Origin of the sequence: Dehalogenimonas alkenigignens (genome assembly GCF_001466665.1) — a bacterium.
Taxonomy (GTDB): domain Bacteria; phylum Chloroflexota; class Dehalococcoidia; order Dehalococcoidales; family Dehalococcoidaceae; genus Dehalogenimonas; species Dehalogenimonas alkenigignens.
Genome location: NZ_KQ758903.1, coordinates 1794035 through 1808174, shown reverse-complemented (window position 1 = coordinate 1808174; position 14140 = coordinate 1794035). Strand labels below are relative to the sequence as shown.

At 60.0% G+C, this 14140-nt stretch carries 11 protein-coding genes; 2 read left to right on the top strand and 9 right to left on the bottom strand.

Annotation, left to right across the window (positions count from 1 at the left end; genetic code table 11):
• Nucleotides 1-22: 22 nt before the first annotated feature.
• From DEALK_RS09345 to DEALK_RS09315, 7 genes are all read right to left on the bottom strand, one after another.
• The gene (locus DEALK_RS09345) at nt 23-754 is read right to left on the bottom strand and encodes a dihydroorotate dehydrogenase electron transfer subunit (protein ID WP_244881606.1); all 732 of its coding nucleotides are present in this window, start codon (nt 752-754) and stop codon (nt 23-25) included.
• A 50-nt stretch (nt 755-804) separates the two neighbouring features.
• A complete protein-coding gene (gene carB, locus DEALK_RS09340; RefSeq protein ID WP_058439944.1) occupies nt 805-4029 on the bottom strand; it encodes a carbamoyl-phosphate synthase large subunit in 3225 nt (1074 codons plus the stop codon).
• Entirely contained in the window at nt 4019-5122 is a 1104-nt protein-coding gene (gene carA / locus DEALK_RS09335; RefSeq protein WP_058439943.1) for a glutamine-hydrolyzing carbamoyl-phosphate synthase small subunit, read from the bottom strand. The genes carB and carA overlap by 11 nt, the downstream gene beginning before the upstream one ends.
• A complete protein-coding gene (locus DEALK_RS09330) occupies nt 5123-6415 on the bottom strand; it encodes a dihydroorotase (RefSeq protein ID WP_058439942.1) in 1293 nt (430 codons plus the stop codon).
• On the bottom strand, nt 6412-7383 hold the full coding sequence (locus DEALK_RS09325; protein ID WP_058440123.1) for an aspartate carbamoyltransferase catalytic subunit: 972 nt from the start codon (nt 7381-7383) through the stop codon (nt 6412-6414). The genes DEALK_RS09330 and DEALK_RS09325 overlap by 4 nt, the downstream gene beginning before the upstream one ends.
• Before the next feature lie 10 nt (nt 7384-7393).
• Complete coding sequence (pyrR, locus tag DEALK_RS09320; protein ID WP_058439941.1) at nt 7394-7921, bottom strand: bifunctional pyr operon transcriptional regulator/uracil phosphoribosyltransferase PyrR; 528 nt, start codon at nt 7919-7921, stop codon at nt 7394-7396.
• A gap of 195 nt (nt 7922-8116) precedes the next feature.
• Nucleotides 8117-8812 (bottom strand): zinc ribbon domain-containing protein, encoded by a 696-nt coding sequence (locus DEALK_RS09315; protein WP_186007600.1) that lies wholly within the window; start codon nt 8810-8812, stop codon nt 8117-8119.
• A 135-nt stretch (nt 8813-8947) separates the two neighbouring features.
• On the opposite strand from DEALK_RS09315, the gene DEALK_RS09310 reads away from it, so the two are divergent.
• Nucleotides 8948-11179 (top strand): ATP-dependent helicase, encoded by a 2232-nt coding sequence (locus DEALK_RS09310; RefSeq protein WP_058440122.1) that lies wholly within the window; start codon nt 8948-8950, stop codon nt 11177-11179.
• Nucleotides 11180-12880 (top strand): DNA mismatch repair endonuclease MutL, encoded by a 1701-nt coding sequence (gene mutL, locus DEALK_RS09305; protein WP_058439939.1) that lies wholly within the window; start codon nt 11180-11182, stop codon nt 12878-12880.
• Between the two features lie 6 nt (nt 12881-12886).
• Here mutL and DEALK_RS09300 read toward each other — a convergent pair whose 3' ends face one another.
• Nucleotides 12887-13177 carry a J domain-containing protein gene (locus DEALK_RS09300; protein ID WP_058439938.1) on the bottom strand — a complete coding sequence of 97 codons (291 nt, stop codon included), beginning with the start codon at nt 13175-13177 and terminating at the stop codon, nt 12887-12889.
• A gap of 13 nt (nt 13178-13190) precedes the next feature.
• Entirely contained in the window at nt 13191-14135 is a 945-nt protein-coding gene (locus tag DEALK_RS09295) for a ribose-phosphate diphosphokinase (RefSeq protein ID WP_083496437.1), read from the bottom strand.
• Nucleotides 14136-14140 lie beyond the last annotated feature (5 nt).

The following is a 14140-nucleotide window of genomic DNA, read 5'->3' as shown; positions in this document are numbered from 1 at the left end:
TGGGCAGTCGCTGAAAGTCACCTTACAGGTCGGCTAACTCTTGCCACAAGATGTCCTGCGCCTCAAACACCGGTCCGTCCTGGCATACCTGTTTGAGCCCTTGTCTGGTATTGACGGTACAACCGTAGCACAGCCCGATGCCGCAGGCCATCCGGACTTCCAATGACAACTGCATCGGTTTGTTTTTGAAACGGGGGTCTTTCGCAAGCGCCCGGTACATGGGCAGCGGGCCGCAGGCGAAGATCTGCTGCACCATCTCGACGTGAGCGTCGGGGCAATCGGTGACCCTGCCTTTTATACCGACCGAGGCGTCTTCGGTGCACAGGACGCATTCATTGACATCGGGCAGATGGCTTGAAGGACACAATAGTTCACCGGTGCGGGCGCCGAGGATCAGGGTCACATTTTTACCAAGTGCCGCTGCCTTGTTAGCCAGGAAGTTGAGCGGGGCGATGCCCATGCCGCCGGCGACCAGCAGCAGCCTTTCGGCGCGATCATCTATTTCGAAACTGTTGCCCAGCGGACCGAGGACATCCAGTTCCTCGCCGGGCTGCCGTCTCGATAACCAGTCGGTGCCCTTGCCGATGAGCGCGATCATAAGGCCGATCTGCCCCGATGGGGCATTGGCATCGGAGATGCTTATCGGGCGGCGGAGCAGCAGGCTTTCGCCGCACTTAAGCATGACGAACTGTCCCGGCCTGGCCGCGGCGGCGATCTCCGGACAGTACAGCCGCAGGCTGAAGACGCCTGGCATCACAACCTCGTTAGAGAGCACGGTCGCGGAAACGAGAGAAGGTTTAGTATTTAGCATTTGCGGTATTCCGGCATCGGCTTGATGCTGTAATTGTAACCCCTTTCAGCCAGGGCGTCGATTGCCACCCGCGCCGTATCCAGAGAGGTAAAGCAGGGGACGCGTTTCTCGGCGGCGGCGCGCCTGATGTGAAAGCCGTCACGCAGCGGCACGCGGCCGCCGGTTGAAGTATTGATCACTCCGGCGACCATACCATGGCGTACCATGTCCACGATATTAGGGTGTCCCTCGGACAACTTCTTCGATATCTTCTTCACCGGCATGCCAGCGACTTCGATCATCGCCGCTGTGCCTTCGGTGGCATAGAGGTGATAGCCCATGGCGTGGAGCTTCCGGATGAGCGGCAGCGCCTCCGCCTTGTCTCGGTCGGCGATGGACAGCAAGATGGCGCCCTCCGGCGGCAATGCCAGCCCGGCGGCCATGAGGGCTTTGATGAGAGCGCCTTTGAAATCATGGTCAATGCCCATGACCTCTCCGGTGGATTTCATCTCCGGACCTAAGTAGGTGTCGACGCCAATGAGCTTAGCCATGGAGAAAACCGGCGCTTTGATGGCTACCAGAGGCTGGGCTGGCCAGAGGCCGCCGTCATAGCCCTGTGCTTTAAGGCTCCTGCCCAGCATTACGTTGACCGCCACGTCCACCATTGGGACGCCGGTGACTTTGGACAGGAAGGGCACGGTGCGTGAGCCTCGGGGGTTGACCTCCAGGATGTAGACCTTGCTCTGGCCGTTGTCGCGGGTGATGACAAACTGGACGTTCATCAGGCCGCGGATATTCATCGCCAGTCCTATGCGGGTGGTGTAATCGACGATGGTTGAGGTTTCTTCCGGAGACAGGTTCAGGCCAGGGTAGGCCGCCATTGAGTCCCCGGAGTGGACGCCGGCGCGCTCGATGTGCTCCATGATGCCGGGGATGAGCACCCGCTCGCCGTCGGCGATGGCATCGACCTCCACCTCCTTGCCCATGAGATATTTGTCGATAAGCACCGGGTGCCCGGTCTGGAGTTCCATCGCCAGCTTCATGAAGCGTACCAGCTCGGTAGCGTCGTAGACGATCTCCATAGCCCGGCCGCCCAGGACGTAGCTGGGCCGTACCAGCACCGGATAGCCGATGAGGCTGGCTATGTTAAGGCCTTCGTCGAGGGTCGTTATCCCGGCGCCCGGTGCCTGCGGAATATCCAGTTCGGATAAGAAGGCCTCGAAACGGCGCCGGTCTTCAGCCAGGTCGATAGTCTCCGAAGATGAGCCGATAATGGGATTTCCGGTCCGGGTCAGGGGCTCGGCCAGGTTGATGGCCGTCTGGCCGCCGAACTGGCAGATGGACGGCGTTGTGTACTGGCAGCCGATATTTTCATTGTCGAGTATATCGCGTACGCTTTCATTGTCGAGCGGCTCGAAATACAGCCGGTTTGAGGTGTCGAAATCGGTGGACACCGTCTCCGGGTTGGAGTTAGCCATGATTGACTGGTACCCGGCCTTGGACAAGGCCATGGCGGCGTGCACCGAGCAGTAGTCGAACTCGATGCCCTGGCCGATGCGGATGGGGCCGGAACCGATAACCAGCGCTTTATCGCAGGCGTCAGCGATGGCCTCGTTCTCGGACTCATAAGTGGAGTAGAAGTAAGGTGTTTCGGCATCGAACTCGGCGGCACAGGTGTCGACCATCTTGTAGGTCGGCAGGATGTTCCACTGTTTGCGGAGGTCGCGTACCTGCTCCGGCAGCCGGTCACCCAGAGTGGCGATCTGCTCATCGCCAAAGCCGAGGCGCTTGGCCTCCCGCAGCAGGTCGGGCGAGAGCGTCTCAGACAGGAGCCTTTTTTCCATGGCAACGATGTTCAGCATCTTATTTAGGAACCAGAGGTCAATCCTGGTCGTCTCGAAAATGGCCTGGGGCGTGATCCCCCGCCGCAGCGCCGCCATGATAGCCCAGAGCCTGAGGTCGGTCGGTTTCAAGGGGTAGCCGGAGACGTCGTCGCCCAGCACCCAGGACGGATCTTCCCAGAGAATTGACTTCTTGCCGAACTCCAGGCTGCGGATGGCTTTTTGGAAAGCGGCTTCGAAGGTGCGGTCGATGGCCATGACCTCGCCGGTGGCTTTCATCTGGGTATTGATCGCCCGGTCGCCGGTGGCGAATTTATCGAACGGCCAGCGCGGAATCTTGACGACAACATAATCCAGCGCCGGTTCGAAGGAAGCCGCAGTTTTGCCGGTGACGGCGTTGGGGATCTCGTCGAGTGTTTTGCCGACGGCGATCTTGGCCGCCACCCGGGCGATGGGGTAGCCCGTCGCCTTGGAAGCCAGGGCGGAGCTTCGGCTAACCCGGGGGTTGACCTCAATGACGTAATAGGTGTCGCTGTATGGGTCCAGCCCGTATTGGATGTTGCAGCCGCCTTCGATGCCCAAGGCCCGGATGATCTTGATGCTGGCGGTGCGCAGCATCTGGTATTCCTTGTTGGTCAGTGTCTGGGATGGGGCGATGACGATGGAGTCACCGGTGTGGACGCCGACCGGGTCGAAGTTCTCCATGTTGCACACTGTGATGCAGTTATTGGCCGCGTCCCGCATCACCTCGTACTCGATCTCTTTCCAGCCGGCGATGGATTTTTCCACCAGTATCTGGTGGATCGGCGAGGCGGCGATGCCGCCGGCGGCGATCTCCTCGAATTCGTCCATATCCCTGGCGATGCCCCCGCCGGTGCCGCCCAGGGTATAGGCCGGGCGAATGATCAGCGGCAGGCCCAGCTTCCCGGCCACCCGCCTGGCGTCCTCCAGAGTGGTCACCGTCTCGGAAGGCGGCACGTGCTCGCCGATAGATAAAAGCAACTGTTTGAAAAGCTCACGGTCCTCGGCTTTCTTGATAGTGTCGATGGGCGTGCCCAGGACACGGACGTTGTATTTTTCAAGTACACCGGCCTCGGCCAGGTCTACGGCCAGGTTGAGGCCGGTTTGGCCGCCCAGCGTCGGCAGGAGGCCGTCGGGGCGCTCACGCTCAATGATTCGGGCCACGGATTCCACGGTCAGGGGTTCGATGTAAACAATGTCGGCGATCTCTTCATCAGTCATGATGGTAGCCGGGTTTGAGTTCACCAGCACCGAGATTACGCCTTCCTCGCGCATCGCCTTGCAAGCCTGGGTGCCGGCGTAGTCGAACTCAGCCGCCTGGCCGATGACGATCGGCCCGCTGCCGATGATCAGGACTTTTGAGGGTTTAACGGGCATCAGTCCTCCCCATCAAGGTCATAAAATCCTCGAACAGGTACATATTGTCCAGCGGCCCGGGGGACGCCTCGCTGTGGTACTGGATGGTGAAGATGGGCAGTGTCCGGTGGCGCATGCCTTCGACCGTGCCGTCGTTCAGATTGATATGGGTCACTTCCAGCCCGCTGCCCTCGATGGACTCCGGATCGACGGCGTAGCCGTGGTTCTGGGCGGTGATGTGGACGCGCCCGGTGAGCAGGTCTTTGACCGGCTGGTTGCCGCCGCGGTGGCCGAACTTGAGCTTGAAGTTACGACCGCCGAAAGCTCGGGCGACGAGCTGATTCCCCAGGCAGATGCCCATGATCGGCTTGCCGCAGTCGATGAGTCCCTTGACCGTCGCAGTAGCATAATCCAGTAGTTCCGGGTCGCCGGGGCCGGGGGAAAGCAAGATGCCGTCCGGATTGATGGAGAGCATTTCTTCAGCTGTGGCGGTGCAGGGGAAGGCTGTTACCCGGCAGCCGTGCCGCCGCAGGATGCGCATGATATTGAATTTGCAGCCGCAGTCCAGCAGGGCGACGCGGGGGGATTCATCCGGCAGGTCTGCCGAGTCCCATTCATAAGGTTCTTTGGCTGATACTTCCTTCACGAAATCGGTAGAGCCGTAGTCCGGGAAAGAAAGAAGCATTTCCAGCGCCTGGCCGGGCGTTTTGTCGGTGGTAATCATGCCCATCATGGCGCCTCGGCTGCGGATTTTACGCGTGATGGCGCGGGTATCCAGGCCCCAGATACCCGGGGTATTGCCCTGCTTCAGGTAATCTTCGATGGTGGCCTCGCACTGGTAGTTGGACGGATCGGCACACTCCTCGCGCACCACGAAACCGCGCACCTGGACCCTGTCTGATTCCCAGTCGGCGGGATTGACACCGTAGTTGCCGATAAGCGGGTAAGTCGGGATGAGTATCTGGCCGGCAAAGGACGGGTCGGTCAGCATCTCCTGGTAACCGGTCATGGCGGTGGCAAAAACCACCTCGCCGAAGGCGTCTTTCTCCGCCCCGAAGCTATTGCCCTCGAAGACCGAACCGTCGGCCAGAACCAGAATGGCGCGTTTGGTCATTTAGTTTCCTTCCCGATAAACGGTGTTGCCTCGGCAGATGGTTGCCGTCACCTTGCCCTTGAGTCTCTCTCCGGCCAGCGGTGTGTTTCTGCCCCTGGAGGCGAATTTGCCTGGATCGACCGTCCACTCGGCATCCGGGTCGAAGATGACTATATCTGCCGGGTCGCCGACGCCCAGTGAACCGGTGACCCCATGTTTTTTACCGATAATCCGTGCCGGTGCCGCCGTCAGTTTTTCGATAATCAGCGGCAGAGGCAGTTTGCCGCAATGAACCAGTCTCAGCAGGCTGCCCAAAGCCGTCTCCAGCCCGGAGATGCCGAAGGGCGCCAGGGCGAACTCGCAGCATTTGTCGTTGGCGGTGTGCGGCGCGTGGTCTGTGGCGATGGCGTCGATGGCGCCGTCAAGCAGCCCTTCGATGAGGGCATCTATGTCTGTCTGCGTCCGCAACGGCGGATTGACCTTGGCATTGGTGTCGTATCCCAAACACAACTCTTCGGTCAGGGTGAGGTGATGGGGGGTGACCTCGGCGGTGACTTTTACTCCGTCGGATTTGGCCTGTCGGATAAGATCGACGGCGCCCCTGGTGCTGATGTGGCACAGGTGCAGCCGGGCGCCGGTGAGTTTAGCCAGGGCGATATCACGGGCGACGATGGCGTCTTCGGCGGCGTTGGGGATGCCGGCCAGCCCTAAGCGAGTGGCGACAATCCCTTCGTTGACCTGCCCGCCGTCTGCCAGGCTGGCATCCTCGCAGTGTTCAATAATGGGTAAGCCGAGGCCGGCGGCATACTCCATGGCTTGTTTGAGGAGCCGCGAGGTCGGGACGCTCGATCCGTCGTCGGAAAAACCGATGACCCCGGCCGCGGCCATCTCGCCGAATTCGGCCAGGCTCTCGCCTTTGCGCCCTTTGCTGACGCAGCCGATTTGCAGTACCCGCACCGCGGCCTCTCCGAAGGCGACACAATTGACATAATCAACGACGGTTCGGTTGTCCACCGCCGGGCTGGTGTTGGGCATCGCGCAGACCGTGGTGAAGCCGCCGCGGGCCGCCGCCCTGGTCCCGGTGGCGATGGTCTCCTTGTTCTCAAAGCCCGGCTGACGCAGGTGGGTGTGCAGGTCGATGAACCCGGGGGCGACAACCTGGCCGGCGGCGTCAATGACCTCGTAGTCGCCGGCGGGCGGCTGGTTATCGCCGATCCAGGCGATTTTGCCGCCGGCGACGGCAATATCGAACTGGCCGTCGATGCCGCTTGCCGGGTCGATGAGCCTGCCGTTGTGAATTAAAAGGTTTTTCATAGCTCGCCTTGCTTCCCGGCCAGAAGATACAGAACTGCCATGCGGACAGCGACGCCGTTCTGCACCTGTTCGTTAATGACCGATTTATCGCCGTAGGCTGATTCCGCAGCCAGTTCAATGTCCTCGTTGACCGGGCCGGGGTGCATCACCAGGACTTCGCTTTTAGCTCTCTTCAGCCTTTCCTGGCTGACCTGGAACCGCCGCACGTACTCCGCTACCGAGGGCAGGAGGCCGCTTTGCTGGCGCTCTCGTTGCAGCCTTAAAGCCATGACCACATCGGCATCCTCGACGGCTTTTTCGACATCTGTCTCGACGCGGACCTCGGGGAAAAGCCCGCCCGGATTGTCCAGACCGTAAGGTAGGAGGGTCGGCGGGCCGCAAACGGTGACTTTCATGCCCAATCGGGTCATGCCCCAGATGTTGGAGTGGGCTACCCGGCTGTGGCGGACGTCGCCGATAATGGCAGCTTTCAGTCCGTTGAGATTGCCTTTGTGTTTTCTGATGGTATAAAGGTCGAGCAGGGCTTGAGTTGGGTGAGCATGCCAACCGTCTCCGGCGTTGATGATGCTGGCTTTGCTGTATTTAGCGGCGACATGAGGCGCGCCGGAGAGGTTGTGGCGCATGACGATGATGTTGGCTCCCAGTGCTTCCAGCGTTTTCAGGGTGTCGATGAGACTTTCGCCTTTGGCGATGGAGGAGGCTGTGGAGGTAACGTTCAAAACCTCGGCAGACAGATTCTTGGCGGCGATTTCGAACGAAGCCCGGGTACGGGTGGAGTTTTCATAGAAGAGGTTGACCACCGTTTGGCCGCGCAACGCCGGTACCTTCTTGATCGGCCGGGCAAGTATTTCTCTCATCGCATCAGCGGTCTCGAACACAAGCTGAAATTCTTCCGGTGAAAAATCATCGACATCGAGGAGGTGGCGGTGGTTCCAGGCGTTCGGCTTAGCCGCGATTTCATCTAGCATGTCGTTCACCTCAGGCGATGAGTACTTCATCGCCGCCGTCGGTTTCGGCGAGTTTTACTCTGACATCTTCGGACGCCGCCGAAGGGATGTTTTTACCGACGTAATCAGCACGGATCGGCAGTTCGCGGTGACCGCGGTCGATTAGCACCGCCAATTGGATAACCCGCGGCCGTCCGTAATCGATGAGCGCGTCCATTGCGGCGCGGGTGGAACGGCCGGTGTAGAGAACGTCGTCGACCAGGATGATGACCTTGCCCTCAACATCGACAGGGATATCGGTGGACTTGACCTGCGGCTGGAAGTTGCGGCGGTTCAAGTCGTCGCGGTAGAGAGAGAAATCCAGGGCGCCCACCGGTACCTGGACTTTTTCAAAGTCGGCGATAAGCCCGGCCAGGCGGTTGGCCAGCGGTACGCCGCGGGTCTGCATCCCAACCAGAACGAGCGACTTTATGTCCCTGTTGCGCTCGACGATCTCGTGGGCCATGCGGGACAGCGTCCGCCGCATGTCCTCGGCCGTCATCACCGTTTTTACTGGCATCAAAAAACCTCTTGCCACAATCTGCCGGCAAGAGGTGTCTACGCGCGCTTCAACCCGCTGACCCTTGCCGGCCTCACAGGACCGGTTGTTAAAGGAGTTAGGGTGCAATATTCAATTATCGGCATTATAACAGGGGATAGCGGGGAGAGCAAGAGTTATTTACGCCCTCCCCGCCGATATGTTTTACATCACCGGCTAAGGCAAGTAGAACGAAGGATATATGCTGCCGTCCTCGTAACATACGTACACGACGTTACCTGCCACGGCGTAGAGCTCCGGATAATAGAATTGATCGTCTTCCCATATGGCGACTGACAGGAAGTACCCGTCCGTCTCGGCAAGGCGCTGCAGCATATAGTACTGGTCCGGGTAGTCGTCGAGTGGATTGAGTTTGGTGATGGCATTGAGCAGCCAGCTTTGCAGAGCAAACTCGGTTGCGAAGTTCTTAAGAGGGTATTTAGCCTTATAATCGTTGACCTGCTGGGTCAAAGCCGCCTTGTCTGCTTCCAGCTTCGATTTATCGCTGGTTAGCGTTTGAACCTGGCTTGACAGGTTGGTTACCTGGGACGATAGATCGGCTTTTTCAGAGGTCAGGCTTTCATTGGCGGCAGTGAGGTCTTTAACCTGGCTGGAGTTATCCATCCACTGCCAGGCGGCAAAGCCGCCGAATCCCAGTGCCAATACCAGGATGATCGAAAGGATGATTCCCGCCGTCCCTAAACCGCCGCGCTTAGGCGGCGCGGCTGTCAAGGGGGCAGCCGCAAGGGCTTGATTCGCGGCTGAGAGTTCCGGAACTTCGGGAGCCGGTGGAAGTGCCGTAGGCTGGCCGCAATTGGCGCAGAATTTGTCGTTGGGGCTGGTTGTATTACCGCAGGATGTGCAGAATGCCATGCCGCCCTCCTCCGGGGCGGTCATCCGCCCCAAACGATTCTGGGATTCATTAAACTCCGTTGCCTGGCAGGTGTCAATCGGGTGTTATGAATAATATTTCTGGTCTTGAAAATGTTATAATAAACAGCTTTGACTATCGACCTCTTGAAAGATCTCAACCCCGCTCAGCGCAAAGCCGCCGAAGCTATTTCAGGACCCATTCTCATCCTGGCAGGTCCCGGCTCCGGCAAGACACGGGTTATTACCTACCGCATCGCCTACCTGGTGCGGACGGTCGGCGTCAACCCGCACCGTATCCTGGCGGTGACCTTTACCAACAAGGCGGCGCGGGAGATGCGAGAAAGGCTTGAGCGCCTCCTGGCAGGTTCGGTCAAAGATATGACCCTGGGCACTTTCCATGCCATCTGTGCCGGCATCCTGCGGCGCGATGGCGAGGCTATCGGCATCCAGCGTGAGTTCGTTATCTTCGACGCCGACGACCAGGAAAAACTGCTCAAACAGGCCGCCGCAGACGCCAACGTCGATCCCAAGCAGTATCCGGTAGGCAAGATAACCGCGGCCATCAGCTCCGCCAAGAGCCAGATGACCACGCCGGAGAAATTCCGCGAGAACGCCAGGAACTACTTCGACGAAATAGTCGCCCGGGTCTATGAGCGGTACGAGAAGATGCTGCGCCAAAACAATGCGGTGGACTTCGACGACCTGCTCCTCAAGACCGTTTTTCTATTCAAACGCCACCCGGAGATACTGAAACGCTATCAGGAGCGCTACGTCCACCTGCTGGTGGACGAGTTCCAGGACACCAATCTGGTACAGTACGAACTGGTCAAACTTCTGGCCGGCCGCCACCGCAACGTGGCTGTGGTCGGCGATCCTGACCAGTCCATCTACTCGTGGCGGGCCGCAGACCTCCGGAACGTCTTCAATTTCGAGCGGGACTTTCCGGACGCCCAGATTTACTACCTGGAGCAGAACTATCGTTCGACCGCAAAGATTCTCCAAGTTGCATCCAGCGTAATCGCCGACAACCGCGCCCGGAAAGACATCAAACTGTGGACGGAAAACGAACCGGGCGACCCAGTCTGCCTGCTTGAAGCTTACAACGAGCAGGAAGAAGCCCAAATGGTGGTGCGCGAGGCAGAGAGGCTGACCGGGTCGAAAAAATACCGGCTCTCGGACATCGCCGTGATGTACCGCACCAACGCCCAATCCCGCGCCCTGGAAGAGGCTTTCATCCGCTACGGGGTGCCTTACAAGCTGGTGGCCGGTACCCGCTTCTACGAGCGGCGCGAGGTCAAAGATTTAATCGCCTATTTCAGGCTCATCCACAACCCGGCCGATTCCGTCTCCCTCATGCGTATTATCAATGTGCCCACACGCGGCCTGGGCGAGAAATCCATCGTCGAGATGCAGGCCTGGGCCCGCGGGAGGGGGCTGTCGCTATTCGAAGCCCTTGAGGCTTCATCGACCGCCGTGGATAAGCCGCCGCTCACCGCCCGGGCGCTGGCCTCGTTCGATATCTTCTATAAGCTGATCCAGGGATTTATCGAAGACAGCCGCCAGATGCCTTTTCTGGAGTTCTTCGACCGGGTGCTGGAACGCAGCGGCTACCAGGCTTACTTGAAGGTGCAGCCCGACGGCGAGGAGCGGCTGGAAAACATCGCCGAGCTTCGGACGGTAGCCGAACCATTCAACGGTTTACCCCCGGGTGAGGCGCTGTCGCCTTTCCTGGAGAGCGTTAGCCTGGTTTCCGACCTCGACAATCTGGACGAGACTGAGGGCGGCGTAACCCTGATCACCCTGCACCAGGCCAAGGGGCTGGAGTTCCCGGTGGTTTTTATCGTCGGTCTGGAGGAGGGAGTGCTGCCGCATTTCCGCTCCTTCGACGACCCTGCCCAAATGGAGGAGGAGCGGCGGTTGTGCTATGTCGGCGTGACCCGCGCCAAACGGCGGCTGTACCTCTTGCGCGCTTTCCGCCGCAGCCTGATGGGCGGCAGCACGGTCAACGAGCCTTCCCGCTTCCTGGAAGCCATTCCATCGAACTTGACCACCGAGGCGGTCTCCCCCAACGAACCGGTGCAGCCGCTCATCCCGCTCCAGAAGAAACTCTACCAGTATGCCGAGCGGCCGCCGCAGGCCCAGGCGGCTCAGGTATCGAAATCTGCGGCCCCGGGGCTGTCTCGAACGCACGTCAGGCCTTCGGCGCCGGCCTACAAGACCGGCGACCAGGTGCGCCACCCGGTCTTCGGCGACGGCGTGGTCATCAGCACCCTGCCGGTCAAGGACGACCATGAGATCGTCGTTTCTTTCAAAGACAGGGGTCTTAAAAAACTGCTGCTGTCTTTCGCTAAGCTGGAGAAGACCTGAATGCCCATCCGCGTTCTCGACCCCCGGACCGTGGCCAGGATTGCCGCCGGAGAGGTGGTTGAGCGGCCGGCTTCGGCGGTCAAAGAACTGCTGGAGAACTCTCTCGACGCCGGCGCCCGGCGCATCGATATCGAAATCAAAGGCGGCGGCGCCGCCCTGATCAGGGTGGCCGACGACGGCTGCGGTATCCCGTCGGACGAGCTATCATTGGCTTTCACTCGCCACGCCACATCCAAAATCGTATCTTTCGATGATCTCTCGACGCTTGAGACCCTGGGGTTTCGCGGCGAGGCACTGGCTTCGATCGCCGCCGTCGCTGACATCGAGGTTACCAGCGCCGTCTCCGGGGCGTTTGCAGGCAGTCGTTTGACATTGGGCGCCGGTCATCATGAAAAAATCGTACCTGCCGCCCGGGCTTGCGGCACCACCATCTCCGTCACCCATCTGTTCAAAGAGGTGCCCGCCCGTCTCAAATTCCTCAAATCCGATGCTACCGAGACCGGTCATATCGTGAACACGGTCGCCAACTACGCCATGGCTTACCCCGGCATAAAGTTTCGCCTTTCGGTCGACGGTCGGGAAATCCTGTCTACGCCGGGCAGCGGCCGGCTGCGCGATGTCGCCGCCGAGGTCCTCGGCGGCGACATCGCCGCCCGGATGATTGAAGCCGCCGCCGCCGAGGGATTATTTACTGTCGGCGGTCTGGTCTCTCCCCCGGACGCCTCCCGCGCCAATCGCAGCGGGATGTACTTTTTCGTCAACCGACGCTGGATCAGGAACAGCATGCTGTCCAGGGCGGTCGAGGAGGCTTACCGCGGCTTGCTTACTGTCGGTCGTTATCCGGTGGCGGTCGTCAACCTCGTGCTGCCGCCGTCGGACATCGATATCAACATCCATCCCGCCAAGACCGAGATAAAATTCCGAGAGGACGGCAAGGTCTTCGACTTCGTGCGGCGGGCGGCGCGGGACGCGCTGCTGTGCGGATCTCCTGTACCGGCTATCGAGGCCCAAACTCCCGCTGCCGGTGAAACCGCAGCGCCCTACCGGCCGGGAGTTTTCAAGCCGTCACCCTCGGCGGATGATTTTTTCACCCGGGCGAAGGCATTATCATCGGAGTCGGGACCAATCTTTTCACAGGCTCTGCCGGCGCTGCGCCCGCTGGGACAGTTGGCCGGCTGCTATATCCTGGCCGAAGGCCCGGACGGGCTGTACATCATTGACCAGCACGCCGCCCACGAGCGAATTATGTATGAAAAGGTACTGGTGGAACGGGCAAACCGCTCGCCGTCGTCGCAAGCCCTGTTGGAGCCGCAGAATGTCGAGCTCTCCCCGGCCGAGGCTGGCCGCTATCCGGTATTAACACCGGTGCTTTCCGAATGTGGCTTCGTGACCGAGGCATTCGGCGGCCGCAGTATCCTCGTCCGCGCCATACCCCAGGCCCTGTCCGGAGGCGACTGGCGAACAGCCCTGCGTGAATTCCTGAACTCGCCGGAGTCCGTCTCCCGCGGCGAGGAACGGTTGGCCGAACTCATCGCCTGTCATTCAGCAGTGCGGGCGGGCAAGACACTCTCCATTGATGAGATCCGGGTGTTGCTGCTCGATCTGGAGAAGGCTAAAGTTCCCAACACCTGCCCCCACGGCCGCCCAACCCTGCTCAAACTGGATTCCGCGGCGCTGGAACGGCATTTCAAGCGCGCTTGAGGGTTCCTAAAAGCCGCCCTCGAAAAATCGGTCAAGATGCTCGGCCCGGGGGTATCTTCGGAAGAACTCGGCTTCGGTGAATCCGTAAGCATAATCCTCGACATAGCTCATCAGGGTTTCATAAGCCTTGTTTAGTCTGGCCATCGCGGGAGCCTCTCCCTGTTTATCGGGGTGGAGCCGATGCGACAGGCGCCGGTAGGCGGATTTGATTTCCTTTAAGGTGGCTGCCTCTCCCAGGTTCAGAAGAAGGCGGGCTTTCGTTATTTCTTCGAAACTCGGGGCTGCAGTCGGCTTCATGATCGATCCGCTGTCATTCCTGCTGGAACATAGCGCCGACCGAAAGGCCGGTGTGAATGCGGTGGATGGCTTCTCCCAGCAGGGGCGCAACGGGAAGAACGATAATTTTGCCGGTTCGTTTCTCGGGCGGCACTGGCACGGTGTCGGTGACGATTACTTCCCTGACCGCCGAGGCTTCAATCCGCTTGATGGCCGGCCCTGAGAGGATGGGGTGGGTGCAGCAGGCATAGACCTCGGTGGCGCCGGCCTCGAGCAGGGTCTTAACAGAATTGACCAGAGAGCCGGCGGTGTCGATCTCGTCGTCAACGGTCAGGGCGATCCGGCCTTTGACTTCACCGATGATGTTCAGCGTCTCTGTCTTGTCCTCGTTGCCGACGCGGCGCTTCTCGATGATGGCCAGCGGCGCGTTCAGCTTGGCGGCGAAGTCGCGGGCCCGTTTGGAAATACCGATATCGGTGGCTACCACCACCAGATTGGCCAACTCTTTCTTCTTAATGTAGCCGGTCAGCAGGTTGATGGCCGACAGTTCATCGACCGGGATGTTGAAAAAGCCCTGTATCTGGGCGGCGTGCAGGTCCACGGTGAGCACGCGGTTGGCGCCGGCTACGGTCAACAGGTCCGCCAGCAGGCGGGCCGTGATTGGCACGCGGGGCTGATCTTTTTTATCGGTGCGGCCGTAAGCATAGTAAGGGATGACGGCGGTGATCCGGCCGGCCGAGGCCCGTTTTAAGGCGTCGATCATGATCAGGAGTTCCAGTATGCTCTGGTTAACTGGAGTCGAAAACGGCTGAACGATGAAAGTATCGCGGTTGCGCACGTTGTCCAGGATTTTTACGAAGATATTCTCGTTGGAGAACTGGAACACCTGGCTGCCGCCCAGCGGAATGCCCAGGTACTCGACGACGGCTTTGGCCAGCGCCGGGTGGGCGTTGCCGGTGAATACCTTCAATTCATCCATTGGCA

Coding starts and splice junctions, on each gene's coding strand:
- DEALK_RS09300 (WP_058439938.1), bottom strand. CDS start 13,177: ATGAAGCCGACTGCAGCCCCGAGTTTCGAAGAAATAACGAAAGCCCGC.
- carB (WP_058439944.1), bottom strand. CDS start 4,029: ATGCCCGTTAAACCCTCAAAAGTCCTGATCATCGGCAGCGGGCCGATC.
- DEALK_RS09315 (WP_186007600.1), bottom strand. CDS start 8,812: ATGGCATTCTGCACATCCTGCGGTAATACAACCAGCCCCAACGACAAA.
- DEALK_RS09330 (WP_058439942.1), bottom strand. CDS start 6,415: ATGAAAAACCTTTTAATTCACAACGGCAGGCTCATCGACCCGGCAAGC.
- mutL (WP_058439939.1), top strand. CDS start 11,180: ATGCCCATCCGCGTTCTCGACCCCCGGACCGTGGCCAGGATTGCCGCC.
- DEALK_RS09295 (WP_083496437.1), bottom strand. CDS start 14,135: ATGGATGAATTGAAGGTATTCACCGGCAACGCCCACCCGGCGCTGGCC.
- DEALK_RS09325 (WP_058440123.1), bottom strand. CDS start 7,383: ATGCTAGATGAAATCGCGGCTAAGCCGAACGCCTGGAACCACCGCCAC.
- pyrR (WP_058439941.1), bottom strand. CDS start 7,921: ATGCCAGTAAAAACGGTGATGACGGCCGAGGACATGCGGCGGACGCTG.
- DEALK_RS09345 (WP_244881606.1), bottom strand. CDS start 754: ATGCCAGGCGTCTTCAGCCTGCGGCTGTACTGTCCGGAGATCGCCGCC.
- carA (WP_058439943.1), bottom strand. CDS start 5,122: ATGACCAAACGCGCCATTCTGGTTCTGGCCGACGGTTCGGTCTTCGAG.